The organism is Bradyrhizobium sp. 187 (assembly GCF_023101005.1).
Taxonomy (GTDB): Bacteria; Pseudomonadota; Alphaproteobacteria; order Rhizobiales; family Xanthobacteraceae; genus Bradyrhizobium; species Bradyrhizobium canariense_D.
This window is the reverse complement of the sequence record NZ_CP064693.1, coordinates 3,863,893-3,887,181: the sequence shown is the minus strand read 5'-3', so window position 1 is coordinate 3,887,181 and position 23,289 is coordinate 3,863,893. Positions and strand designations below refer to the sequence as shown.

The window sequence follows — 23,289 nt, the reverse complement described above, 5'->3', positions numbered from 1 at the left end:
CCCTCCAGATCTCGACGACACCCACCGCGCTTCTGAGCGCGGCTAAACGTTTATCTATCTTAAAGGACGATCCCCATGACGACGGGAACTGTGAAGTGGTTTAACAGCCAAAAGGGCTTCGGATTCATTCAGCCGGACGAGGGCAGCCAGGATGTCTTCGTTCACATCAGCGCCGTTGAACGCGCCGGCATGAATACCCTCAACGAAGGGCAGAAGGTTTCTTTTGAAATCGTTGCAGATCGCAAGACCGGCAAGTCTGCTGCTGAAGATCTGCGCGCCGCATAGGCTGTCGCAATCCCAATGACGTTGCTTTGACCACGGATGTACTGGCAGAGCTTCTGATTTTTTGACCCGCGACCGTTTACCGGCCGCGGGTTTTTTGCGCCAGCGGCCGGCCCTCGCGAATGAGAATGCGAACGGTGCGTTTCGCGTAAAGCTTCCACATGTGAGCAGTCGAGCTCCGACGGCAGCGAGCGCTCGCGGATGATTACGACGCCGCCCGCGATGCCTCGGCCGACAGCCGCCCAAGCAGCGACCTTGCCGTATCCGAGGGCGACAGCGAATCCACCGAAACGACGGGATCGCTGCGCATCTCGTGCTTGCCGTTCGACGTGTGCCGCATCACCGCGGAGAGGCGGCGGGCGATCATGTGCGCAGTGCGGAAGTCGGTCTCCGCGAACACGACGACGACCGAGCCGTCCTTCTGCGCCACGCCAAAATCCATCTGCCGCATCAGCCGGCTGAGAATGCGCGCGGCATCGAGCTGGGCGCGGGAATTGCCGGGATCGAAGGCGAAGCGTGCGACCGAGAGGCCGCCGCCGCGGGCCAGCGTCTGCTCGACCGCCTTGGCAAAATCGCGCGCAAAAGCTTCCGCCGTGAGCAGGCCGCTGCGCGGGTCGAGCCAGCCGCCGGCATCGATCGAGCGCAGCGTACGGCTCAGCTGGGCTTCCATGGCGTGCTGGCGGATCAGGGGCAGCGCGTTGGCGGCGACCTTCGCCGGCTCGCCCGGGATCAGTTCGAGATTGGGCAGGTCGTAAGTCTGCGTCAACTGATGCGCAGTGACGACCACGGGCAGGCTGCGGAAGCGGGTGTCCTCGGCGAGCACCGTGAGAAAGGCATCGGTCACGCGGGGGGTAAAACCTTCGGCGAGCACGACGCCGTCGAGGTCGCGGGTGTTGAGATGCTTGGCCGCTGCCTCGATCGAGAGCGCCCCGATCACGCCGACGCGCTCGCCGAGCGCGACGGAAAGCGCGGGGTAAGCCGCGCCGCGGCCGATCAGAAGCACCGTGGCATCGCGAACGGGATCAGCCTCCGGCAGCGCGACTTTGACCTCCGGCAGCCGGCGCAGCACCGTGGCATGGAGCGTGCGAATCCGTAGAGCGGCGCGAAGCCGCGCGATCAGGCGTTCGGAATGGCCGGCGCGCGAGGAAGAGAAGGGCAGGACGTTGTGCGGGAGCGCGCCCGCCGCATCCAATGCCACGAAGGGAAGGTAAGGGGATTGCTCTGCGATCTTGCTGGCGAGCGGCGCCAGATGCGGCTCGTGCCCGGCATGCATCGCGGCGAGAACCGCGGCCGGCTGCACCTCTTCGACCGCGCGCACCGCGCCGGCCCAGCCGGTGTCGATCACGGGAAAGAAGCGCGCCTCGTCCAGCGCCGCAAGGAAGGTCGGCCGCTCGCCATTGGACACAAACAGGATCGGGCCGGCCTGGGACATCGAGAAACTCTGGTCACGCAACAGGTGCTGCGCAATCTAGTCCGGCCGCCTTAATGCAGCGTCAATGGAACGGTCGAAACTCCGCTTAGACCGGCCCGGAACGGTCGCGAAAAGCTTCGACCATCAGGGGGTTAAGCCCGAGTTCGCTGAGCGCCTCGCGGGCGCGGGCATTGTCCTGGGCCCGGCCCGCGAGCCGGTGACCGGAGAGCCGGTCAGGCAGCGCGGTCAGCAGCGCGCCCTGACCGAGCCGGCGCGCCCATTCCTGCAGGTCGTTGGAGAGGAAGCGGTAGCCGCCGACGGCCATGATCCCGGAGGGCGGCGCGGTGATGCAGATCGCGCCGCTGGGACGGTCGAGCCGCGCGGCGTAGCCGGTGTCGACATAGTCGCGTGGCGGCTGCGCGATCAGGCTGTCGCCGACCGGCGGCGGCGGGGCGTAGGCCGCGATCGGCACCATCGGGCCGCGCAGCCCGAGCGTGCCCTTCGGCGTCAGCAGAATCTCGCCGGCGATCGACGAACCCGACTGCTCGCGCGGCGCGCCGTGCGGTCCCGGCATCACCGGCACCGGCATGCCGTCCTCGCCACGCCGGGCGCCGAACAATCCGGCCTCGCCGAACAGATAGACGTCCGTGAAAGGCGCATGCGGCGCAATCCATGCCTCGCTCGCCGACACCTGCTCGGGGGCGCGCCACAGGCCGATGACGTTGCGCAAGCTCGGCATCCGCGCCGCCAGCTCGGAATCGCCGAGCCGCTGGGCGAACTGTGCCGGTGCGATCAGCACGTCGCATTCGTGCGCATTGATCTGCTGCTCCAGCACGTCGTTCTCGAAGGGGTGATGCAGCGCCAGCGTGCCGCCGCACAGCAGCCACACCGCGAGCGAGGAGGCGAGCCCTGCGAACGACATCGGCGTGAACGCCGCCATCACGGTTGCGCCTTGCCTGATGTCGGCTTCCAGCGACATCGCGAGCCCCCCGGCGATCAGGCTGAAATGCGGCCGCGGCACCGGACGAAAGCCTTCGGCGGTGACGTCGAAGGAGATCATCGCCGCCTTGCGGCCATCCTGAATCACGGCGCGCGCTGTGCCGGGCGGACGGGCCTGCACGTCGTCGAGCGAGGCCATGCCTTCGGGCAGGTTGGTGCCGAAGCCGCAGACATGGCGAATCGAGAAGGCTTCCGCGGCCGCGTGCATGGCGAGATCGGCATAGCTGACGCCGTCGACCGTGCTCATGGTGACGATGGCGCGCGCCGCGGTACGATTGAGAGCGGCGGTCAGTTCGGCATGGCGCCAGAGCAGCGGCAGCACGGCGACGACAAGACCGGCGCGATGGGCGGCGAGAACGGTGAGCACGAACTCGACCGTATTCGGCAGTTGGATGGCGATGACGGAATTGGCCGGCAGGCCTGATTCGACGAAATAGGCGGACAGCGCCTCGATGGCGGTGTCAGCCTCGGCATAGCTCATCCGCCGCGGCTCGTGCCCGGTCACGCGGAACTTGTTCAGGGGGTCGAGCAGAGCGGTCGCGTGCGGCTGCCGCATCAGCGTGCGCTGAAACAGTGTGTCGAGCGTCGGCGATACGGCTGGCTGGTTCACGGCGTCACTTTGCTTGATGAGCTTGCGGCTGCCCCTTCGACCACCAGGTCTCCGGCAAATAGCCGGACAGCGAGGTGGCCTCTGGCCGTTCTATCCGATTCCAGCGCGCGATCCATTGCTCGGATACGTTAAACAGGGGGATTGTATAGAAACCGGAGATCAAAGCGCGGTCGAGCGCCCGCACCGCGGACACGAAATCCGTGTGTTCACGGGCTTCCAGCAGTGCGGCGATCATCGCATCGACCGCGGGATCCCGGGCCCCCATGTAGTTGCGGGTGCCCGGACTGTCGGCGGCAGCGCTCCCCCAGTAGAAATATTGCTCGTTGCCGGGCGACAGGGACTGGTCCCAGCGGTTCTGGATCATGTCGAATTCGTAGGCGAGCCGGCGCTGGTCGAACTGCACGGGATCGACCGATCGCACGCTGGGCTCGATGCCGGCGCGCCTGAGGTCGCGCTGAAAGGCAAGCGCGACGCGTTCCTGGTCGCGGGTCGTGACCAGGATCTCGAAGGTGAAGGGCGCCTTGGTCGCACGGTTGCGCAGCACGGTGCCGTCGAGATCGTAGCCGGCCTCCGACAACAGCTTCAGCGCCGCGCGCAGCGTGGTCCGGTCGCGGCCCGAACCGTCGGTCACCGGCAGGCGGTAGCTGCCGTCCATGATGTCAGGCGGGATCTGCGCGGCGAACGGCTTGAGCAACTCGCGCTCGCGCGCATCCGCAGGCTTGCCATACGCTGAGAGGTCCGAGCCGGCAAAATAGCCGGCGACGCGCGAGTAGAGGTTGAAGAAGTAGTTGCGGTTCACCAGCTCGAAATCGAACAGCAGCGTCAAGGCCTGGCGCACGCGGATGTCGGCGAATATGGGACGCCTCGTGTTGAACACCAGAAATTCGGAAGGTTGCGGCACGCCCGGCTTGAAGGTGTCGCGGATCACGTCGCCATTCTTCGCCGCGGGAAAGTCGTAGCCGTCGTGCCAGCGCAGCGGCTCGTGCTCGATGCGGAAATCATAGAGGCCGCGCTTGAAAGCTTCGAACTGGCCGTTGGCCTCGCGAAAATAGTCGAGCCTGATCTCCTCGAAATTGTAGAGCCCGCGATTGATGGCGAGGTCACGGCCCCAATAGTCGGGATTGCGGGTGAGCGTCACGCTGGCACCGGGCCTCACGGCGGTGACGCGATAGGGGCCGGAGCCGACCGGGCCCGACAGCGTCGTCTCCTCGAAAGCCGCGACGTCGACCGCATGTTTCGGCAGGATCGGCATCAGGCCGAGGATCAGCGGCAGTTCGCGGTCATTGGCTCCCGCAAGGTCGAAGCGGACGGTGAGGGGATCCGGCGCCTCGGCCTTTGCCACCTTGCCGTAATATTGCCGGTGGTTGGGGCGGCCGTGGTCGCGCAGCAACTGCCAGGAGAACAGCACGTCCTCGGCGCGGACCGGCTTGCCGTCGGAGAAGCGCGCGCGGGGATCGATGTGGAACGTGACAAAGCTGCGCTCGTCATCGGTCTCGACCGATCTGGCGAGCAGTCCGTAGAGCGTGAACGGCTCGTCATTGCCGCGCGCGAGCAGGCTCTCGACCACGTAGTTCCGGACCGGCTGCACGGCCAGTCCCTTGACGATGAAGGGATTGAGGCTGTCGAAGGTGCCGAGAACGCCCCAGGTCAGCCGGCCGCCCTTGGGGGCGTCAGGGTTGACGTAAGGCATGTGGGTGAAACCGGCAGGCATCGCCGGCTTGCCGTGCATGGCGATGGCGTGGGCTTCCTCGGCCTCTGCGCCGCTGGCCGGAAGCCCCAAGGAAAACGGGAGCCCCAAGGCGAAAGCCAGGACACAGAGGCGGACGCAAAGACCTTCAGGACGGCCCTCGAGAAGGCGCTGGAACATGAACATGTGGACACGTTGATTCGAGGACCGCAGGCCTGAATCCTATCACAGGGATTTTCCCGGGGGCGCACGCCGACGCGCGGTCAAAGGCGCTTGTCGGCATTGATCTTTTCGTCGGCCACGTTAAGAAGGCACGCAATCGCGCAAGAGCGCCGAGCCCGTCACTTATCTGCCTCATTTGACGGGGAGAGAGCCGCGCCCAACGCGGCCAGGCTCGGTGCGTCGAAGCGGTTCGGGCACTTCCCGTTCAGAAAGGGTTTTCCGCAATGAATTTCCGTTACTTGGCCGCGTCCGTCCGGCCGCGCGGGCGACTTCTCGCCTTGTTGACGGCGACGGCGTTGGCCGTCCCGTTTGCCGCCGAGGCCCAGGCTCCCGCGCCAGCTCCGGGCACGCCCGCGCCCAAGGCGACCCCGAAGGCCGCTCCGAAGGCTGCCCCCAAGGCTCCGGCGCCGGCCGCTCAGGCACCGGCCCAGCCGGCACCCGCCCAGGGCGCTCCGGCGCAGGGCGCTCCAGCGCAGCAGGGCGCGGCCCAGCCGGCCGATCAGCAAATCCAGCTGATCTACGCCCCCTGGACCAAGTTCTGCCTCAAGGGCCAGGACGCCAATGCCAAGCAGGTCTGCTTCACCGGCAAGGACGGCCGTATCGAGTCGGGCCAGCCGGTCATCGCGGCCGTCATCATCGAGCCAGAAGGCGAGCCGAAAAAGATCCTGCGCGTGACGCTGCCGCTCGGCATGCAGTTGGTGCACGGCACCCGCATCATCGTGGACAACAATCCGCCGTTGCAGAGCCCGTATGTGATCTGCTTCCAGAACGGCTGCATGTCCGACTACGAAGCCACGCCCGAGTTTATCAACAACATGAAGAAGGGCCAGAACCTCGTTGTTCAGGCGATCAATGCCAACGGCGCACCGCTGACGCTGCCGCTGCCGCTCGCCGGCGAATTCCAGAAGGCCTATGACGGCCCGCCGACCGATCCGAAGGTGTTCGAGGAAACCCAGAGGAAGCTGCAGGAAGAGCTCCAGAAGAAGGCTGAAGAGCTGCAGAAGAAGCAGCAGCAAGCGCCTGGCGCCGCTCCGGCCGGACAGAAGTAATCAGGGATCAATCCCGCATATGAAAAAGGCGCTCGGTTCGAGCGCCTTTTTTGCTGGCCAGTTGATGGCTTCGAAACTCAGTTCAGCGAAGGATTGCGCGGGCGATAGCCGGTCTTGTCCTTGACGAAGATCTCGGCGACCTGGGAATGCCGGACCGGCTCGCCGGAATCGTCCGGCACGAGATTCTGCTCGGAGACATAGGCGACGTATTCCGACTCCGAGTTCTCCGCGAGCAGGTGATAGAACGGCTGGTCCTTGTGGGGCCGCACCTCCTCGGGGATCGACAGCCACCACTCTTCGGTGTTGTTGAATTCCGGATCGATGTCGAAGATCACGCCCCGGAACGAGAAGATCCGGTGGCGCACGACCTGTCCGATCTGGAATTTGGCGGTCCGCGCTTTAATCATTCCCCGTCGATAGACCAGGATTGTGGCCGATGCTAGTGCCCTGATCTGGAATTAACCCGGTTGCGGGGCAGATAGGCCCCCAATCTTCAGAAAACACTTCATCAATGGTCGATATCCTCAATCTGGCTCTACCATATTTCGGCTTGATCTTCGTTGGATTCGCCTGTGGCAAGGTCAAATCCCTGCCGGAATCGGGCCTCGCCTGGATGAACTTCTTCCTGCTCTATGTGTCGCTGCCGGCGCTGCTGTTTGCGATCATGTCGAAGACGCCGTTTTCGGAATTGAACAACCCGCCGTTCCTGGTCGCGACCACCCTGTCGACCGTTGCGGCGTTCACACTCGCGCTGGTCGTCGGCAAGGTTTTGGGCGGGCTGACGCTGCGCGAGGCGACGCTCGCCGGGCTCTCCGGCGGCTACGGCAATATCGGCTACATGGGACCGGGGCTGGCGCTCGCCGTGCTCGGGCCGAAGGCCTCCGCGCCGACTGCGCTGATCTTCTGCTGCGACAGCATCTTCCTGTTCACGATCGTGCCGTTGCTGATCGAGCTCTCCGACCGCGATCATCCCTCGATCGTGCATGCCTTCGGCGTCGTGCTGAAGCAGATCGTGCTCAACCCGCTGATCATGTCGGCCTGCTTTGGCGCGGCCTTCGCATCGCTGCATATCGAGATGCCCGTCGCACTCGATCGCACCATCACCTTCCTCCAGAACGCAGCCGCTCCGACCGCGCTGTTCGTGCTCGGCGTGACCGTGGCGCTCCGCCCGTTCGATCGGGTCCCGTGGGAAGTGCCGGGCGTGATCGCGATCAAGCTCCTGATCCATCCGCTTGCAGCTTTCGGCCTGATGCTGGCGCTCGGCCCGTTTGCGCAGCCCTGGGCCGCGACCGCCGTGCTGATGGCCTCGCTGCCGCCGGCGCTAAACGTGTTCGTCATCGCCCGGCAGAACGACGCCTGGATCGAGTCTGCCTCCGTCGCGGTGCTGCTCGGGACGTTTGCGTCCGTGGTCACGCTGACCAGCGTGATGTGGGCGATCCAGACTGGCCGGCTGGCGTTTCCTTGAGCGGCGGTTACTTCCGCCAAGTCGGCGTGAGCCCCTCGCGCATCGCAAAACGCCGGAGCGGGCCGATCGCGCCGAGCAGGTGCATGCCGACCGCGCGGACGGGCTGGAGTGGCAGGAAATCGTTGAGCAGCGAGCGGTTGGCGATGTCGATCGCAAAGGTCCGGCTCAGGATGTCCGGACGCCGCGCCCGGTCATAACGCTTGAGCACGTCTGCTGCGCCGGGATCTTGGCCTGATGCGATGGCCTCGCCTGCAAGCCTCGCAATGTCGGCGGCATCGCGGAGGCCGAGATTGAGACCCTGGGCGCCGATCGGGGGAACCACATGGGCGGCTTCGCCGACCAGCGCAATGCGGTCGCCGCCGAAGGATTTGGGACGTTCGATCGCCAGCGGGAACAGATGGCGGCCCGGCTCCACCGTCATGCGCCCGAGGATCGAATGCGACTGCTTCTCGATCGCGGCGGACAATTCCTCATCGCTCAGGCCGCGAAGCCGCTCGGCGTCCGCAGGCGCCGAGACCCAGACGACGCTGGAACGATCGCCGGGCAGGGGCACGAACACGCAAGGACCATGCGGGGTGTGGAACTCGGTCGAGACGTTGCGGTGGGGCCGCGCGTGCCCGACGTTGAAAGTCAGTGCCGTCTGGGTCAGCTCGCGCCGCGTCACCGCGATGCCGGAGGCTTCGCGGCACAGCGAATGCCGGCCGTCGGCCCCGACCACGAGGCGGGCCGAGAGAAATTGCGCAGCGGCCGTGCGGATCGCGACGTCATCGGCTTCGATGACGACAGTTTCGGCCTCGTCGTCGAAACGGACGACATCGGGCAGTTCGGCCGCGCGCGCTTCCAGCGCCAGCATCAGCGAGCGGTTGTCGATGTTGTAGCCGAAGGCATCGAGGCCGATTTCGTGGCAGGAGAACCGGACCTCCGGCGCACGAAACAGCCGGCCGGTGTCGTCGACGAGCCGCATGATTTCGAGCGCGGCCGCCTTGTCCTTGCAGCGCGGCCAGACGTCGAGGCTCTCCAGCAGATCGACGGAGGCACCGAGTAGCGCCGTGGTTCGATTGTCGGCATAAGGCATGCGACGCGCCACCAGCGCGGTCCGTGCGCCCGCCTGCGCCAATGCGATGGCGGCGCTCAGTCCCGCCGGTCCGCCGCCGATCACGGCCGCGTCAAAGAGTGTCGATGCATCTGTCATGGAACGACATTGGACATGCCCCGCGGCAAATTCAAGCCCACTCATATTTCCCTGATTTTATGACGAATTGTGCGACCAGGCGCCGCAATGGCTTATGTGCAAACCGGTGTCATTCTGATAGCAGAAGTCATGGACAGCCAAGAGGATTCCCTGAAGCCCAGGCCCGCGATCCGCGCCGCTGCCTTCTCGGTGCACATCTTCACCGCGTTCGGTGCGGCGATCGCGCTGCTGGCGATGCTTGAGGCCGTGCGTGAGCACTGGGCGGCGATGTTTCAATGGCTGGGCGTCGCCCTCATCATCGACGCGATCGATGGGCCGATCGCGCGCCGGCTCAACGTCAAGGACGTGCAGCCGAACTGGTCGGGCGACGTGCTCGACCTCGTGGTCGATTTCGTCACTTACGTCTTCGTGCCGGCCTATGCGATCGTGGCCAGCGGCTTGCTGCTGCCGGTCGCAGCTCCCCTGCTCGGCGTCGCCATCATCGTCACCAGCGCATTATATTTCGCCGATCTGCGCATGAAAGCGGACGACAATCATTTCCGCGGTTTTCCGGCGCTGTGGAATGCGGCGGCGTTCTATCTGTTTCTGCTGCACTGGCCGCCGCTGCTCTCGACGCTGCTAGTAGCGGCCCTGGTGGTGCTGACCTTCGTGCCGTTCCACGTGCTGCATCCGGTGCGCGTCGTGCGGCTGCGCTGGCTGACGATGTCGCTGATCGCCATCTGGGCTCTGCTCTCCTTCTACACGCTGCAGATGGACTTTCGCGTCGGCACCGGTGTGACTGTCGCGCTCTGCGCGATCGCGCTCTGGATCAGCTTCAGCGACGCATTGATACGGCTGACAAGATCCTTCGCATGATGCACCTGTTGACCAGCCCCGAAGCCTGGGCCGCGCTCCTCACCTTGACCGCGCTCGAGATCGTGCTCGGCATCGACAACGTCATCTTCCTGTCGGTGATCGTCTCGCGCATTCCCGAGAAGCAGGCGCACCGCGCCCGCCAGATCGGGCTCGCGCTGGCGCTGATCTTCCGCATCATCCTGCTCAGCCTCCTGGTCTGGCTGATCGGCCTGACCGCGCCGGTGTTTTCGTTTTCCGGTTACGGCTTCTCCTGGCGCGACCTCATCCTGATCGGCGGCGGTCTGTTCCTGATTGCGAAGGCGACGCACGAGATTCATGGCGAGGTCGAAGCCGATGACGGCGAGGGCGGCGAGAAGTCACCTCGTAACGCTTTCTTCTGGGTCATCGTCCAGATCGTGATCATCGACATCGTGTTCTCGCTGGACTCGATCATCACGGCGATCGGCATGGCGCAGGACCTCGAAATCATGATCGCGGCCGTCGTGATCGCCTGTCTCATCATGTACATTTCGGCCGGACCGGTGTCGCGGTTCGTCGCGGAGCATCCGACCACGAAAATGCTGGCTCTGGCCTTCCTGGTGCTGATCGGCGTCGCGCTGGTTGCGGACGGATTCCAATTCCACATCCCGCGCGGCTACATCTATTTCGCGATTGCGTTCTCGGCAGCGGTCGAGTTTTTCAACGTGTTAGCGAAACGCAACCGCAGGAAGACCGGCAAGCCGTCGGTCTAGGCGTTCCAGCCCGCGTCGAGTTGACAAGGCGGGCGCGATGTCTTTCGCTGGCCCGCGAGAAAAGGAGGTCAGGTGATGACCAAAGCCGTCCGTGTGCACAAGGTCGGAGGCCCCGAAGCCCTGGTCTATGAGAGCGTCGATGTTCCGGCGCCCGGGCCCGGCGAGGTGCGCATCGTCCAGCATGCCGTCGGCCTGAACTTCATCGACGTCTATTACCGCACCGGCCTCTACAAGGCGCCGGGGCTGCCCTTCATCGCCGGCAACGAGGCCTCGGGCGAGGTCGTCGCGGTCGGGCCGGGCGTGACGAATTTCCATCCCGGCGACCGCGTCGCCTACTACCACAATCTCGGCGCCTATACCGGCGAGCGCAACATCCCCTGGGAGCGGCTGGTCAAGCTGCCCGACCACATCACCCACGAGCAGGGCGCCGTGCTGATGCTGAAGGGGCTGACGGTGTGGTATCTCCTGCACAAGACCTTCAAGGTCGAGCCGCATCATCGCGTGCTGATCCACGCCGCGGCCGGCGGCATCGGCCTGCTTGCCTGCCAATGGGCGAGGGCAATGGGTGCCCACGTCATCGGCACCGTCGGCTCGCGCGAGAAGGCTGCGCTTGCCGAGGCCAATGGCTGCGACCATGTGATCCTCTACAACGAGGAAGACTTCGTTGCGCGCGTCAAACAGATCAGCCGCAACGAGGGCTGCGACGTGGTTTATGACGGTGTCGGCAAGGCGACGTTCCCAGGCTCGCTGTCCTGCCTGAAGCCGCGCGGGATGTTCGTCTCCTTCGGTAATGCCTCAGGCCCGGTGCCGCCGTTCTCGATCGCCGAGCTCAACACCCACGGCTCGCTGTTTGCGACCCGGCCCAAGCTCAACGACTATATCGGAACGCGCAAGGAGTTGCTGGAAGGCGCTGACACGCTGTTCGCCGCCGTCATTAACGGCAAGCTGCACGTGCCGATCAACCATGCCTACGCGCTCAAAGACGCCGCCAAGGCGCATATCGATCTCGAGAGTCGCAAGACCACGGGCGCGTCGATCTTGAAGCCGTAGAGAACGTCTTGCCGAAGTCGTCATGCCCGGGCTTTTCCCGGGCATCCACGTTCTTCGTGCCGCGCCTCAAGGCGTACATGGCCGGGACAAGCCCGGCCATGACGGAGAGAGAGCGAGCCGTCTACGCCACTCGCCGTGCCGCGCCGGCTCTGGTCAAGATACCGTCGAGACAATCGATCATCTCGGCGATCTCGGCCCGCGTGACGTTCAGCGCCGGCATGAAGCGCAACGTGTCCACCTGCGGCGCGTTGAGGAGGACGCCGGCCTCGAACGCCTGCGCGACGATGCCGGGCGCGATCGGCAGCTTGAGGTCGAGCGCGAGCAGGAGCCCGCGACCTCGCACTTCCCCGAGCCCATGCCGCGCCGAGACCTTCTGCAGCTCGCTTTCGAGCAGCAGCCCGGTTTCGGTCGCCGTCTTCAGGAACTCCGGCTTGCTGACCTCGTCGAGCACCGCAAGCCCCGCCGCGCACATGATCGGGTTGCCGTTGAACGTGCCGCCCTGGTCGCCGTGCTCGAAGCAGGCCGCGCGTTCGGTCGCGAGCAGCGCCGCGAGCGGCACGCCGCCGCCGATGCCCTTGCCGAGCGTCATGATGTCGGGCGCGATGCCGGTGTGCTCGTAGTGGAAGAGCTTGCCGCTCCGGCCCATCCCGGTCTGGATCTCGTCGAAGATCAGGAGGAGGCCGTGCGCGTCGGTGAGGGCGCGCAACTCCTGCAAGAACTGATCGGTCGCCGGCCATACGCCTGATTCCCCCTGGATCGGCTCGATCATCACAGCGACGGAGTTGTCGTTGATCAGCTTTTCGACCGAGGCGATGTCGTTGAGCTTCGCCTTCTTGAAGCCGGCGACCTTTGGCTCGAACAGCGGCTCAAAGGCCTTCTTGCCCGAGGCCGACATCGTCGCCAAGGTGCGGCCGTGAAAGCCGCCTTCGAAGCTGATGATCTCGTACGCGCCACCTCGATGCAGGCTGCCATATTTGCGCGCGAGCTTGATCGCGCCCTCGTTGGCTTCCGCGCCGGAATTGGCAAAGAACACCTGGTCGAACGCGCTGTCTGCAACCAGCGCCTGCGCGAGCTTCAGGCTTGGCTCGTTGTAGAAGGCGGGGCTTGGCGTCAGCAGCCGCTTGGCCTGCACGGCAAGCGCGTTGGCGATCGCGGGCGGGGAGTGGCCGAGGCAGTTGACCGCCCAGCCCTGTACGAAATCGAGATAGCGCTTGCGGCTGTCGTCCCAGAGGTAGGAGCCGGCGCCGCGAACGAACACGGCCTTGGGCCGAGCGGTGATGTCCATCAACGCGTCATACGGATGGGTGGCGGTGGTCATGTCGAACTCCTCTGGAGGCGGGTGGAAAAGGGGGCGCGAAAAGCAAGAAGGCCGCACCTTGCGGGTGCGGCCTTCTCGAAAACCTACGCTGAATTCAGTGCTTCAGCGGCGTCGTCGGACATGGCGCACCCTCTCATCGTCGCGGAAGCGACGGCGGAGCATTTCGGTGCGCTGATGGGTCCGAGCGTTGATCATGGGGCGCGGCAATACATGCGAATGGCCGGGCTTGTCAAGCGCCGCCTTGCAGACCACACGCCCAGCGTGCATGGGGCAGGAGAGAGATGCGCGCCGGGAAACCATTACGTCTCTAGCGCGTTTGTGATCAGCGAACGCGAATTGGCTCGAACCGAACGCCTGACGGTTCGGACCAAGAGGGGCGGGACCAACCAGATAGTTTTAAGCCTTGTCCGACACGCCTTATTCGATCGACCTCGACAGCATTCGCGGCGCGTTTCCGCCAGGCATGGAGGCGCCGCCGCTGTTACTGGATTTTGCCGGCTGGCTGAAGGGACGGCCCTGGGGCAGTGTCGGGTGTTTCTCGCTGCAGGGCCAGTTTTCGGATCAGGCGCCTATTGTTGACGGCAGTCCCTTGCGCGACCGGTTTTCGCTGTTCATGCGGCTGCCGGATGGCTCGGCTGTTGGCGGCTGGTACGGCGCGGGTCTTGACCGCGACAATCCGCCGATCGTGGGGCTTGGCTCCGAGGGCGATTACGAGCTGCTGGCGCCGAGCCTCGATGGCCTGCTCGCGAAACTGACGTCGCAACAATTCGACAACGCTTGGAGCGATCTGAAGCCGCACGACGAAGTCGAATGTCAGACGGTCGAGCTCGCGCAATGGCTCACCGGACGGCTGGGCAGGGATATGGCGGCGTCCGATGACGATCCGTCGGAGCTGCCCGACTTTCGCGGCTTCATGGAAAGATGGAGCCGGGGTCGCGAAGACTATTGGGCCAATCATCGCCTGATGGCCGAGCTCGGCTGGCGCCTGGCCGCGCATCTCCCCAAGGGCAAGAACGCCTGGGACAAGACGCATTTCGAGGTCGCGATCGTCGGCAAGCAGTACGAGGCGCGCGTCCTCTCGCGCGGGCCGCAGCCGTTCGAGGAAGCCGCCTCGATCGAATCCCTGCTGCGCGATCTGCGTGAGGAGATGCGCCGCGCACAGCCCGAGCTCGGGCTGTGGTACGCCATGAAATTCGATCTCTATGCCGACGGCCGCGTCATGCCGAACTTCGAATATGATGTGCGCCCGACCATCGAGGGCGAGCCCGCGAAGCTGTCGGAGGCGCAAGCCGATCTTGCCCGCGCCCCGCGCCCGGAGCGCTGGGTGCCGAAATGGCTGGCGGAATCTTGAAGCTGGGCATCCAGCGATGCCGCCGCCCAGCCGGCGCCGAAATCTTCCGCTGTCGCGTCATCATGACCTCGCCGGAACGGCACCTTCGATCCCCCTTGACTTAGAGCGCGCTCGAAGGGGTATCTGTACGTGCGTCAGTACGAGAACGGGCACACATGAAGATCGGCGACCTCGCAAAACGGACCGGCCTGTCGACACACACGCTGCGCTACTATGAGCGCATCGGGCTGCTGCCATACGCCGACCGGGATCGCTCCGGCCAGCGCGACTTTGACGCATCGATCCTCACATGGATCGAATTTCTCGGTCGGCTCAAGACCACGGGAATGCCGATCCGGGGCATGTTGCGTTATGCGGCGCTTCGGGATGAAGGCGAAGCCACCGGGCCAGCCCGGCGGCAGATGCTGGAAGTCCACCGGGAACAGGTGCGCACGCAAATTGCCGAACTCCAGGAATGCCTGCTCGTCCTTGATACCAAGATCGCCGGCTATGCCAGCGACGAACAGAGGACGAAGGAAAATGACGCACGCCCAAACACAAGACGAAAGCCGCTTCGATCGCGGCCAGCGGGCCCTGTCGCGCATTGACGGCAGTGCCGGCGAAAAGGTCGTCGCCTCACTCGCCGACATAGCTCCGGATTTCGCACGATACGTGATCGAGTTTCCGTTCGGCGACATTTACTGCCGCCCGGACCTCGGCCTGCGCGATCGAGAGATCGCCACGATCGCCGCGCTGACGGCGCTCGGAAATGCCGCGCCTCAGCTCAAAGTGCATCTCGAGGCGGGTCTGAACGTCGGCCTGTCTCGCGACGAGATCGTGGAGATCATGATGCAGATGGCCGTCTATGCGGGCTTCCCGGCGGCGCTGAACGGGCTGTTCGCAGCCAAGGAAGTGTTCGCCGCACGCGACGAACAGCAGGCGTCGGGAGAAGCGACATGACCTCGTAGTTCGGGCACGCCCAGCCTGAACGCCGGCTGGTGGAAAATGCCTAAGGCGCGCCGGTCTTGCCGGCGTGCCGCGACCGGAATCTCAGAATCCCGCGACGCTGCCGTGGAGGTCGTACTGGTCCGCGCGCTCGATCTTGGCGGTGACGATCTCGCCGACGCGCAAGGGGCGGCGGCTCGACAGGTAGACGGCGCCGTCGATCTCGGGCGCATCGGCCTTGGAGCGGCCCCTTGCGACGGTCGGGCCGACCTCGTCGATGATGATCTGCTGGCGCGTGCCGACCTTGCGCTTCAGCCTGCGCGCAGAGATTTTCTGCTGGCGCGCCATCAGTGCATTGTAGCGCTCCTGCTTGATCTCTTCCGGCACGGGGTTCTCGATCGCATTCGCCGTGGCGCCGGCGACCGGCTCGTACTTGAAGCAGCCGAGCCGATCGATCTCGGCTTCGTCCAGCCAGTCGAGGAGATAGGCAAAGTCCGCATCGGTCTCGCCGGGGAAGCCGACGATGAAGGTCGAGCGCAAAGCGAGATCAGGACATTGCTCGCGCCAGCGCTTGATGCGCGCCAGCGTCTTGTCCTGCGCCGCCGGGCGCTTCATGGCCTTCAGTACTTCGGGGCTCGCATGCTGGAACGGGATGTCGAGATAGGGCAGCACCTTGCCCTCGTTCATCAGCGCGATGACCTCGTCGACATGCGGGTAGGGGTAGACATATTGCAGCCGGACCCAGGCGCCGAGCTCGCCGAGCTCGCGCGCGAGGTCGATGAATTTGGCGCGGACCTGGCGATCCTTCCACGGGCTCTCGGCGTATTTCAGATCGACGCCATAGGCCGAAGTGTCCTGCGAGATCACCAGCAGCTCTTTCACGCCGGCGTCGACCAGGCGCTCGGCCTCGCGCAGCACGTCGTTGGCCGGTCGCGAGACCAGGTCGCCGCGCAGCTTCGGGATGATGCAGAAGGTGCAGCGGTTGTTGCAGCCCTCGGAGATTTTCAGATAGGCATAGTGCCGCGGCGTCAGCTTGATGCCTTGCGGCGGCACCAGATCGAGATGCGGATTGTGGGCGGGCGGCAGCGCGCGATGCACGGCGTCCAGCACGCTCTCATATTGCTGCGGGCCGGTGATGGAGAGCACGCCGGGATAGGCCTGCTCGATCTGCTCGGGTTCCGCCCCCATGCAACCGGTCACGATCACCTTGCCGTTCTCGGCCATGGCCTCGCCGATCGCCGAGAGCGATTCCTGCTTGGCGCTGTCGAGGAAGCCGCAGGTGTTGACGATGACGATGTCGGCCCCGTCATGCTTGCGGGCGAGCTCGTAGCCCTCGGCGCGCAGACGCGTGATGATGCGCTCGGAATCCACCAAAGCCTTGGGGCACCCGAGCGACACGAAGCTGACCTTCGGCGCAGCCGTCTGATCCATATCCAAATCTGCCTGATTGACAGGGTTGAGCTAGTCCCAATTGCCCATAATTACAACCCTTTGCATGGCTCGCGGGCATGCTATGGATGAATCACTGGTGGTGAGTGAGCAATGAGCGCCGAACAGTCGCCCAAAATCGTGATCGTCGACGAAAGCCCGATCCGGGCTGCGATCCTCGAAGAAGGGTTGCGGGAGGCCGGATTTACGCAGATCGTCCATATCCGCGAGATGCAGAGCCTGCTCGCCCGGATTTATGCGGTCGATCCCGACATCATCCTGATCGATCTGGAAAACCCCAGCCGCGACGTGCTGGAAGCGATGTTCCAGGTCAGCCGCGCCGTGAAGCGGCCGATCGCGATGTTCGTCGACCAGAGCGATTCATCCTCGATCCAGGCCTCGGTCGAGGCGGGGGTCTCCGCCTATATCGTCGACGGGCTGAGGAAGGAGCGCATCAAGCCGATCCTCGACCTCTGCGTGTCGCGCTTCAATGCCTTCGCAAAACTCCAGGAGGAACTGGAGCGTACCAAGTCGCAGCTCGAGGATCGCAAGGTCATCGAGAAGGCCAAGGGCATCCTGATGAAGGTGAAAGGCCTCACCGAGGACGAGGCCTATGTGCTGCTGCGCTCCACTGCGATGCGCGAGAAGAAGAAAATCGGCGAGATCGCCCAGTCGATCATCACCGCGTCGGAGATGCTGAAATGACCGCTCCCCTCCGCATCGGGTTCATTCCGCTGGTCGATGCCGCAGCGCTGATCGTTGCCGTCGACAAGGGATTTGCCGCGGCTGAAGGGCTCGAGGTCGAACTGGTCCGCGAGGTCTCCTGGTCCAACGTCCGCGACAAGCTCAATATCGGCTTGTTCGACGCCGCGCATCTGCTCGCTCCCGTCGCGATTGCGTCCTCGCTCGGGCTCGGCCACGTCAAGGTGCCGATCGCGGCGCCCTTCAATCTCGGCATCAACGGCAACGCGATCACGGTCTCGCCGGCGCTTCATACCGCGCTGATTGAGGAGATCGACGGCGACCGCTTCGATCCGCTCGCCACGGCAAAAGCGTTGGCGCGCGTGGTCACCAAGCGGCGCAAGGCTGGGGCCGATCCGTTGACCTTCGGCATGACCTTCCCGTTCTCGACCCACAATTATCAATTGCGGTTCTGGATGGCGGCGGCCGGCGTCGATCCCGACGAGGACGTGCGGCTGGTCGTGCTGCCGCCGCCCTATATGGTCGACAGTCTTGCCAATGGGCATGTCGATGCGTTCTGCGTCGGTGCGCCCTGGAATTCGATCGCGGTCGATCTCGGGATCGGCCACATCCTGCATTTCGTCTCCGACATCCTGGCCCATGCGGCCGAGAAGGTGCTGGCGCTCCGCCAGGTCTGGGCTGACAAGAATCCCGACGTGGTAGCCAGCCTGGTGCGCGCGGCGGTGAAAGCCGCCGAGTTCATCGAGCATCCCGAAAACCGGACCGAAGCGGCGCAGATCCTGGCGCAGCCGGAGCGGATCGGCGTCGATGCCGAAGTCATCCAGCGCACCCTCACGGGGCGCCTCAAGATTTCGCCGGACGGCACCTTTCGCGAGAGCGGCAGCTACCTCCTGGTGGGACGCGAGGAAGCAGGGCGCCCCGATCCGGTCCAGGCCGCCTGGCTCTATGCGCAGATGGTGCGCTGGGGGCAGACGACGCTGACGCCCGACGGCGTCAAGACGGCGATGGCCGTGTTCAGGCCCGATCTCTACGACGGCGCCCTCGGGCGCCGGCCGCCCGCCCAAGCCCCCGCGGCATTCGGCGCATTCGCCGGCCCCGCCTTCGATCCCGCCAATATTCGGGGGCATCTCGAGGCCTTCGAGGTGGGCCGCTGGAAGGTGTGATTCGGGTCTGCATCGTTTTTGAGCGCTGGAGATCCGAGTCTAAATTTTAGGCCGACTGCTCGAATTTCATAAGAGTTCCGGAGCCCAGAGTTCCCCGGCGCGCTCTTAATTACCTGATACCTCACACATTTTCATTTCATCGAAGCTGGCACGCAACTTGAATGTTGCAGTGCGGCCAGCCTGTCACAGATGCCTGCTGCGCCAGTCCCCAGCAACGAAGCTGTTCGGACCGCTGGGTGCGCAGCCGGCTCTCGAGCCAGCCGAGCTCCTCGCGGGTCGTGCACTTTCCGTCGATACCACCCAGGTGGCCGCAGGAGCTTCGTTACTGACCATGAAACTCGACACCGTCTCAGTCGACTTTACCGACGACCAGAAACGCTACCTTGAAGGCTTCACGACCGGTCTGCAGATCAGTCGCGTCGGTCGCGGTCTCGGCGGCGGCGCCGGCAAGGCGAACGCCGAGCCGACCGGTCCCGATGCCGTGCACATCAAGGCGCAGGACAAGGTGATCGCCGCGGGCAAGAAGCTCGCCGACCAGGAGAAGGTCAAGCGCGACGAGCATCCCTTCGATGCCTATCCGCGTCTCCGCCAGCAGGCGCTCGATAATACGCCGCCAAGCCCGGCGGACAATTTCCGCTGGCGCTATTACGGCATCTTCTACGTCGCGCCGACGCAGGACTCCTACATGTGCCGTCTGCGCATTCCGAACGGCATCATGAAGCACTGGCAACTGTCCGGCCTTGCCGACCTCGCCGATGAAACCTGCGGGCCCTACAGCCACGTCACGACGCGTGCCAATCTCCAGCTTCGCGAGATCCCGCCGAAGAACGCCGTGAAGCTGATCGAGGGCATACAGGATCTCGGCCTGTGCTCGCGCGGCTCCGGCGCCGACAACATCCGCAACGTGACGGGAACGCCGACGGCGGGCATCGATCCGCAGGAGCTGATCGACACGCGGCCTTATGCGCGCGAGTGGCACTACCACATCCTGAACGATCGCTCGTTGTATGGCTTGCCGCGCAAGTTCAACGTCGCCTTCGACGGCGCCGGCAAGATCGCGGTGCTCGAGGAGACCAACGACATCGCCTTCACGGCGTATGAGGTGAAGGATGGGTTCGGCGTCGAACCCGGGATCTGGTTCCGCCTCGGCCTCGGCGGCATCACCGGCCACAAGGACTTTGCGAAATATTCCGGCATCGTCGTCAAGCCTGAAGACGCTACCGCCGTTGCCGACGCCATCGTGCGCGTCTTCATCGAGCACGGCGACCGCACCAACCGCAACAAGGCGCGGTTGAAATACGTGCTCGACGCCATGGGCCATGACGGCTTTCTCAAGCTGGTCGAAGAGCGGCTGAAGACGCCGTTCACGCGCGTGACGGAAGAGGCGTTTGCGCCGCGGCCGGCCGCGGACCGCATGGCGCATATCGGCGTGCACAAGCAGAAGCAGGACGGCTTGAACTGGATCGGCGTGTCGCTGACGCTCGGCAAGATCAGCTGCGATCAGATGCGGGGTCTCGCCAAGGTGGCGCTGGACCTCGGTGACGGCGAGATCCGTCTGACCGTCTGGCAGAACCTGCTGATATCAGGGGTGCGTGACGAGAATGTCGAGCTTGCCGTTGCGGCGATCAAGCAGATCGGGCTCGCGGCCGAGGCCTCGCACATCCGCGCCGGCCTGATCGCCTGCACCGGCAATGCCGGTTGCCGCTTTGCCGCCTCCAACACCAAGCGTCACGCCGCCGAGATCGGCGAATGGTGCGAGCCGCGCGTCGAGATGGACAAGCCGGTCAACATCCACGTCACCGGCTGCCACCATTCCTGTGCCCAGCACTACATCAGCGACATCGGTCTGATCGGGGCGCGCGTGCCTGTCAACGAGGAGGACACGGTGGAGGGCTATCATCTCTTCACCGGCGGCGGGTTCGGTCCTGACGCCGACGTCGGTCAGGAGGTCTATCACGACCTCAAGGCCGAGGACGCGCCGAAGACGGTCGAAGGGCTGCTCAAGGCCTATATCGCCCATCGCTCGTCTCCTGACGAAACCTTCCTGTCCTTTGCGCGCCGCCACGACGGCGAGACGCTGCGCAAGCTTGCCGATGCCGAGGTGTCCTCATGAACCAGATCAGCCCTCCACCCAAACTCGACATTATTCCCACGAGCGCCCCGTTCTCCGACGCGCAACGCTCCTGGCTGAACGGCTTCTTTGCCGGGCTGCTGTCGCCTGAGGCGGCCACGCCGCTGTCGGCGGAGCAGGGCGCCGCGGTCATGCAGGCTGGTGACGGTGACGACGGTGAAGCGCCGTGGCACGACCAGACCATGCCGATCGCCGATCGGATGAAGCTCGCCGAAGGCCGTCCCGTGCGGCGCAAGATGATGGCGGCGATGGCGCAGCAGGATTGCGGGCAGTGCGGCTACAATTGCCACGACTATTCGGAGGCGATCGCGAGCCGCAGTGAAGCGCGCCTCAACCTCTGCGTCCCCGGTGGCAAGGAAACCGCACGGATGCTGAAGTCGTTGCACGAAGAGCTGGATAAGGCGCCGGCGGCAAAGCCGGCTGACAAGCAAGACGCGGTGGCGGCCCCCGCCGTGACCGTGACGATCGCCGAGCCCGGCCGCTCGCGGGACAACCCCGTTGCGGCGACCTTCCTGTCGCGCCGTCTTCTCAACAAGGGAAAGTCCGAGAAGGAAACCTATCACGTCGAGTTCGATCTCTCCGAGAGCAAACTCGACTACGTCGTCGGTGACAGTTTTGGCGTGTTCGCGCGGAACGAGCTCGGCCTCGTCGACCAGGTCATCGCGTTGCTCGGTGCCTCCCACACCACGAAGGTCAACGGCAAGACGCTGCGCGAGGTGCTGATCGACGACGTCTCGTTGTCGCCGGCGCCCGACACGCTATTCGAACTGCTCTCCTTCATCACCGGCGGCGCGCAGCGCGAGAAGGCGCGGGCGCTGGCACAGGGCGAGGATCCCGACGGCGATGCCGCAACGCTCGACGTCATGGCGGCGCTGCAGAAGTTCTCGGGCACGCGGCCGCATCCCGAAGCCTTCGTGGAGGCGCTCGAGCCGCTGCAGCCGCGGCTCTATTCGATCTCGTCCTCGCACAATGCGACGCCTGGAAAGCTGTCGCTGACGGTCGATTCCGTGCGCTACGTGATCGGCAAACGCAAGCGCATCGGCGTTGCCTCGACCTTCCTCGGCGAGCGCATCGCTGAGGGCGAGAAGCTCAAGGTCTATGTGCAGAAGGCGCACAATTTCGGCCTGCCGCAGGATCCGAAGACGCCGATCATCATGATCGGCCCCGGCACCGGCATTGCGCCGTTCCGCGCCTTCCTGTTCGACCGCAAGGCGACCGGTGCGCCTGGCAAGAACTGGCTGTTCTTCGGCCATCAGCGCAGCGATTGCGACTTCTTCTACCAGGAGGAGCTCAACGCGATGAAGACCTCGGGCCTGCTCACGCGTATGTCGCTGGCCTGGTCGCGCGACGGCGAGAAGAAGTTCTATGTGCAGGACCGCATGCGCGAGGTCGGCCGCGAGGTGTGGACGTGGCTCGCCGAGGGGGCGCATTTCTACATCTGCGGCGATGCCAAACGCATGGCCAAGGACGTCGAGCGTGCACTGGTCGATATCGTCGCCCAATTCGGGGCGCGTTCGACCGACGAAGCCGTCAGTTTTGTCGCAGAACTCAAGAAGACGGGCCGCTTCCAGGCTGACGTCTACTAGATGTCATCCTACGGTCATCCGAGCCGGTTCCAACTGGCTCGGATTTGAGCGAATAAGATTCTCGGAAGTGGCGGGCGAGGAGAATTTGCTCCTGCGATGGGGGGTTTTCAGAGAACCCGCATCGCTATTTCCGCCGGTCTCTTGCCCGCCACCCCGGTTGATCCTTCATAATCGTCCGAATGGGGCGTTGGAGATCGACCATGCGCGAACTATCGGCGGAAGCCAGGCTGCACTTCTACGCGCGCTCGCTCTCGCGGCGGACCGGTGCGAGCGTGCATCATGCCGCAATGTACAGCGCCTTCGCCGTCATCGCCGCGATCGTGTTCGGCACGCTGTCGGTACACCCGTTCTGATCACGCTCCGCGCTTGAACGGCGCGACCTCGATCCCTGCATCCTTCAAAGCCTGCCGCAGACCGCGCGCGATGTCGACGGCGCCCGGCGTATCGCCGTGGATGCAGACCGTGTCGGTGCGCATCTTGATGACCTTGCCGGTGACCGAGACCACCGCGCCGTCCTGCACCATGCGCACCACGCGGTCGGCGATGGCCTTGGCGTCATGCAGCACTGCACCGGGCTTCTTGCGCGAGACGAGATTGCCGTCGTCCTCATAGGCGCGGTCGGCGAACACCTCGTGCACCATCGGCAGATTGGCGGCTTCGCCGGCCTTCACCAGCTTGGAATTGGCGAGCACGACGAAAATCAGGCTCGGGTCGACCGCCTTGATGCCGGCGGCGATCGCCTTCGCCGTCATGTCGTCCTCGCAGGCGACGTTGGAGAGCGCGCCATGCGCCTTCACATGCGTTACCTTGTGGCCGGCCGCGGTCGCGATCGCCTGCAGCGCGCCGATCTGGTAGGCGACGAGGTTCTCGATCTCGGAGGCCTTCAGACCCGCGATCGGATGGCGGCCAAAGCCGTGCAGGTCGCGATAGCCAGGGTGCGCGCCGACCGAGACGCCGCGCGCCTTCGCCAGCTCGACCGTTCGGCGCATGATGTCGGGGTCGCCCGCGTGGAAGCCGCAGGCGACGTTGACCGAGCTCGCCAGCTCGATCATGGCGGCATCATTGCCCATCTCCCAAGCGCCAAAACCTTCGCCGAGATCGCAATTGAGATCGATCGTCTTCATGGGTTGCTC

At 64.8% G+C, this 23,289-nt stretch carries 22 protein-coding genes; 14 read left to right on the top strand and 8 right to left on the bottom strand.

Going from position 1 to position 23,289, the window contains the following annotated elements; genetic code table 11:
• The first annotated feature begins 75 nt into the window (after positions 1-75).
• On the top strand, positions 76-285 hold the full coding sequence (locus tag IVB19_RS18535) for a cold-shock protein (protein ID WP_018457932.1): 210 nt from the start codon (positions 76-78) through the stop codon (positions 283-285).
• Between the two features lie 202 nt (positions 286-487).
• On the opposite strand, the gene IVB19_RS18530 is transcribed toward IVB19_RS18535, so the two are convergent.
• The 3 genes from IVB19_RS18530 to IVB19_RS18520 form a co-directional block, all read right to left on the bottom strand.
• Positions 488-1,714, bottom strand: coding sequence for a hypothetical protein (locus IVB19_RS18530; RefSeq protein ID WP_085353104.1), 1,227 nt, complete (start codon positions 1,712-1,714; stop codon positions 488-490).
• 85 nt (positions 1,715-1,799) lie between these two features.
• On the bottom strand, positions 1,800-3,302 hold the full coding sequence (locus IVB19_RS18525; protein WP_085353103.1) for an AMP-binding protein: 1,503 nt from the start codon (positions 3,300-3,302) through the stop codon (positions 1,800-1,802).
• 4 nt (positions 3,303-3,306) lie between these two features.
• The gene (locus IVB19_RS18520) at positions 3,307-5,175 is read right to left on the bottom strand and encodes an extracellular solute-binding protein (RefSeq protein WP_204511256.1); all 1,869 of its coding nucleotides are present in this window, start codon (positions 5,173-5,175) and stop codon (positions 3,307-3,309) included.
• A gap of 260 nt (positions 5,176-5,435) precedes the next feature.
• Between IVB19_RS18520 and IVB19_RS18515 the strand changes: the two genes are divergently transcribed.
• Positions 5,436-6,260, top strand: a complete 825-nt coding sequence (locus tag IVB19_RS18515) for an invasion associated locus B family protein (RefSeq protein WP_018457928.1) — start codon at positions 5,436-5,438, stop codon at positions 6,258-6,260.
• Positions 6,261-6,337: 77 nt separating this feature from the next.
• Here IVB19_RS18515 and hspQ read toward each other — a convergent pair whose 3' ends face one another.
• Complete coding sequence (hspQ, locus tag IVB19_RS18510) at positions 6,338-6,667, bottom strand: heat shock protein HspQ (protein ID WP_018457927.1); 330 nt, start codon at positions 6,665-6,667, stop codon at positions 6,338-6,340.
• A 104-nt stretch (positions 6,668-6,771) separates the two neighbouring features.
• Between hspQ and IVB19_RS18505 the strand changes: the two genes are divergently transcribed.
• A complete protein-coding gene (locus IVB19_RS18505; protein WP_204511255.1) occupies positions 6,772-7,725 on the top strand; it encodes an AEC family transporter in 954 nt (317 codons plus the stop codon).
• Positions 7,726-7,732: 7 nt separating this feature from the next.
• Here IVB19_RS18505 and IVB19_RS18500 read toward each other — a convergent pair whose 3' ends face one another.
• On the bottom strand, positions 7,733-8,917 hold the full coding sequence (locus IVB19_RS18500) for a UbiH/UbiF family hydroxylase (protein ID WP_018457925.1): 1,185 nt from the start codon (positions 8,915-8,917) through the stop codon (positions 7,733-7,735).
• A gap of 87 nt (positions 8,918-9,004) precedes the next feature.
• Between IVB19_RS18500 and pcsA the strand changes: the two genes are divergently transcribed.
• The 3 genes from pcsA to IVB19_RS18485 all read left to right on the top strand — a co-directional run bounded on the left by pcsA (position 9,005) and on the right by IVB19_RS18485 (position 11,553).
• Positions 9,005-9,772, top strand: a complete 768-nt coding sequence (pcsA, locus tag IVB19_RS18495; RefSeq protein ID WP_085353096.1) for a phosphatidylcholine synthase — start codon at positions 9,005-9,007, stop codon at positions 9,770-9,772.
• Positions 9,769-10,503: a TerC family protein gene (locus IVB19_RS18490; protein WP_018457923.1), complete on the top strand. Its 735-nt coding sequence runs from the start codon at positions 9,769-9,771 to the stop codon at positions 10,501-10,503. The genes pcsA and IVB19_RS18490 overlap by 4 nt, the downstream gene beginning before the upstream one ends.
• Before the next feature lie 75 nt (positions 10,504-10,578).
• Positions 10,579-11,553: a quinone oxidoreductase family protein gene (locus IVB19_RS18485; protein ID WP_018457922.1), complete on the top strand. Its 975-nt coding sequence runs from the start codon at positions 10,579-10,581 to the stop codon at positions 11,551-11,553.
• 121 nt (positions 11,554-11,674) lie between these two features.
• Here IVB19_RS18485 and IVB19_RS18480 read toward each other — a convergent pair whose 3' ends face one another.
• Positions 11,675-12,871 carry an acetylornithine transaminase gene (locus IVB19_RS18480; RefSeq protein WP_247819772.1) on the bottom strand — a complete coding sequence of 399 codons (1,197 nt, stop codon included), beginning with the start codon at positions 12,869-12,871 and terminating at the stop codon, positions 11,675-11,677.
• A 403-nt stretch (positions 12,872-13,274) separates the two neighbouring features.
• Between IVB19_RS18480 and IVB19_RS18475 the strand changes: the two genes are divergently transcribed.
• The 3 genes from IVB19_RS18475 (at position 13,275) to IVB19_RS18465 (ending at position 15,161) form a co-directional block, all read left to right on the top strand.
• The gene (locus IVB19_RS18475; RefSeq protein ID WP_085384083.1) at positions 13,275-14,222 is read left to right on the top strand and encodes a hypothetical protein; all 948 of its coding nucleotides are present in this window, start codon (positions 13,275-13,277) and stop codon (positions 14,220-14,222) included.
• Positions 14,223-14,377: 155 nt separating this feature from the next.
• On the top strand, positions 14,378-14,809 hold the full coding sequence (locus IVB19_RS18470; protein WP_085353092.1) for a MerR family transcriptional regulator: 432 nt from the start codon (positions 14,378-14,380) through the stop codon (positions 14,807-14,809).
• The gene (locus tag IVB19_RS18465) at positions 14,742-15,161 is read left to right on the top strand and encodes a carboxymuconolactone decarboxylase family protein (RefSeq protein WP_026233462.1); all 420 of its coding nucleotides are present in this window, start codon (positions 14,742-14,744) and stop codon (positions 15,159-15,161) included. The genes IVB19_RS18470 and IVB19_RS18465 overlap by 68 nt, the downstream gene beginning before the upstream one ends.
• A gap of 90 nt (positions 15,162-15,251) precedes the next feature.
• On the opposite strand, the gene rimO is transcribed toward IVB19_RS18465, so the two are convergent.
• Positions 15,252-16,577: a 30S ribosomal protein S12 methylthiotransferase RimO gene (gene rimO / locus IVB19_RS18460; protein ID WP_018457917.1), complete on the bottom strand. Its 1,326-nt coding sequence runs from the start codon at positions 16,575-16,577 to the stop codon at positions 15,252-15,254.
• Positions 16,578-16,688: 111 nt separating this feature from the next.
• Here rimO and IVB19_RS18455 point away from each other — a divergent pair, with 111 nt between their 5' ends.
• From IVB19_RS18455 to IVB19_RS18435, 5 genes are all read left to right on the top strand, one after another.
• Complete coding sequence (locus tag IVB19_RS18455; RefSeq protein WP_007590901.1) at positions 16,689-17,279, top strand: ANTAR domain-containing response regulator; 591 nt, start codon at positions 16,689-16,691, stop codon at positions 17,277-17,279.
• On the top strand, positions 17,276-18,439 hold the full coding sequence (locus IVB19_RS18450) for a CmpA/NrtA family ABC transporter substrate-binding protein (RefSeq protein ID WP_247821652.1): 1,164 nt from the start codon (positions 17,276-17,278) through the stop codon (positions 18,437-18,439). Before IVB19_RS18455 ends, IVB19_RS18450 begins: the two co-directional genes overlap by 4 nt.
• 331 nt (positions 18,440-18,770) lie before the next feature.
• On the top strand, positions 18,771-20,552 hold the full coding sequence (locus IVB19_RS18445; RefSeq protein WP_018457915.1) for a NirA family protein: 1,782 nt from the start codon (positions 18,771-18,773) through the stop codon (positions 20,550-20,552).
• Positions 20,549-22,156 (top strand): sulfite reductase subunit alpha, encoded by a 1,608-nt coding sequence (locus tag IVB19_RS18440; RefSeq protein WP_018457914.1) that lies wholly within the window; start codon positions 20,549-20,551, stop codon positions 22,154-22,156. Before IVB19_RS18445 ends, IVB19_RS18440 begins: the two co-directional genes overlap by 4 nt.
• 200 nt (positions 22,157-22,356) lie before the next feature.
• Entirely contained in the window at positions 22,357-22,509 is a 153-nt protein-coding gene (locus IVB19_RS18435) for a hypothetical protein (RefSeq protein WP_007590908.1), read from the top strand.
• On the opposite strand, the gene IVB19_RS18430 is transcribed toward IVB19_RS18435, so the two are convergent.
• A complete protein-coding gene (locus IVB19_RS18430) occupies positions 22,510-23,280 on the bottom strand; it encodes a LamB/YcsF family protein (RefSeq protein ID WP_018457913.1) in 771 nt (256 codons plus the stop codon).
• Positions 23,281-23,289: the final 9 nt, after the last annotated feature.

Bases quoted from the DNA above. Each gene is read 5' to 3' on its own strand.
- IVB19_RS18445 (WP_018457915.1), top strand. From the start codon at position 18,771: ATGAAACTCGACACCGTCTCAGTCGACTTTACCGACGACCAGAAACGC.
- IVB19_RS18450 (WP_247821652.1), top strand. From the start codon at position 17,276: ATGACCGCTCCCCTCCGCATCGGGTTCATTCCGCTGGTCGATGCCGCA.
- IVB19_RS18465 (WP_026233462.1), top strand. From the start codon at position 14,742: ATGACGCACGCCCAAACACAAGACGAAAGCCGCTTCGATCGCGGCCAG.
- IVB19_RS18520 (WP_204511256.1), bottom strand. From the start codon at position 5,175: ATGTTCATGTTCCAGCGCCTTCTCGAGGGCCGTCCTGAAGGTCTTTGC.
- rimO (WP_018457917.1), bottom strand. From the start codon at position 16,577: ATGGATCAGACGGCTGCGCCGAAGGTCAGCTTCGTGTCGCTCGGGTGC.
- IVB19_RS18440 (WP_018457914.1), top strand. From the start codon at position 20,549: ATGAACCAGATCAGCCCTCCACCCAAACTCGACATTATTCCCACGAGC.
- IVB19_RS18470 (WP_085353092.1), top strand. From the start codon at position 14,378: ATGAAGATCGGCGACCTCGCAAAACGGACCGGCCTGTCGACACACACG.
- hspQ (WP_018457927.1), bottom strand. From the start codon at position 6,667: ATGATTAAAGCGCGGACCGCCAAATTCCAGATCGGACAGGTCGTGCGC.
- IVB19_RS18430 (WP_018457913.1), bottom strand. From the start codon at position 23,280: ATGAAGACGATCGATCTCAATTGCGATCTCGGCGAAGGTTTTGGCGCT.
- IVB19_RS18435 (WP_007590908.1), top strand. From the start codon at position 22,357: ATGCGCGAACTATCGGCGGAAGCCAGGCTGCACTTCTACGCGCGCTCG.
- IVB19_RS18490 (WP_018457923.1), top strand. From the start codon at position 9,769: ATGATGCACCTGTTGACCAGCCCCGAAGCCTGGGCCGCGCTCCTCACC.
- IVB19_RS18515 (WP_018457928.1), top strand. From the start codon at position 5,436: ATGAATTTCCGTTACTTGGCCGCGTCCGTCCGGCCGCGCGGGCGACTT.
- IVB19_RS18535 (WP_018457932.1), top strand. From the start codon at position 76: ATGACGACGGGAACTGTGAAGTGGTTTAACAGCCAAAAGGGCTTCGGA.
- pcsA (WP_085353096.1), top strand. From the start codon at position 9,005: ATGGCTTATGTGCAAACCGGTGTCATTCTGATAGCAGAAGTCATGGAC.
- IVB19_RS18505 (WP_204511255.1), top strand. From the start codon at position 6,772: ATGGTCGATATCCTCAATCTGGCTCTACCATATTTCGGCTTGATCTTC.
- IVB19_RS18455 (WP_007590901.1), top strand. From the start codon at position 16,689: ATGAGCGCCGAACAGTCGCCCAAAATCGTGATCGTCGACGAAAGCCCG.
- IVB19_RS18480 (WP_247819772.1), bottom strand. From the start codon at position 12,871: ATGACCACCGCCACCCATCCGTATGACGCGTTGATGGACATCACCGCT.
- IVB19_RS18500 (WP_018457925.1), bottom strand. From the start codon at position 8,917: ATGACAGATGCATCGACACTCTTTGACGCGGCCGTGATCGGCGGCGGA.
- IVB19_RS18485 (WP_018457922.1), top strand. From the start codon at position 10,579: ATGACCAAAGCCGTCCGTGTGCACAAGGTCGGAGGCCCCGAAGCCCTG.
- IVB19_RS18530 (WP_085353104.1), bottom strand. From the start codon at position 1,714: ATGTCCCAGGCCGGCCCGATCCTGTTTGTGTCCAATGGCGAGCGGCCG.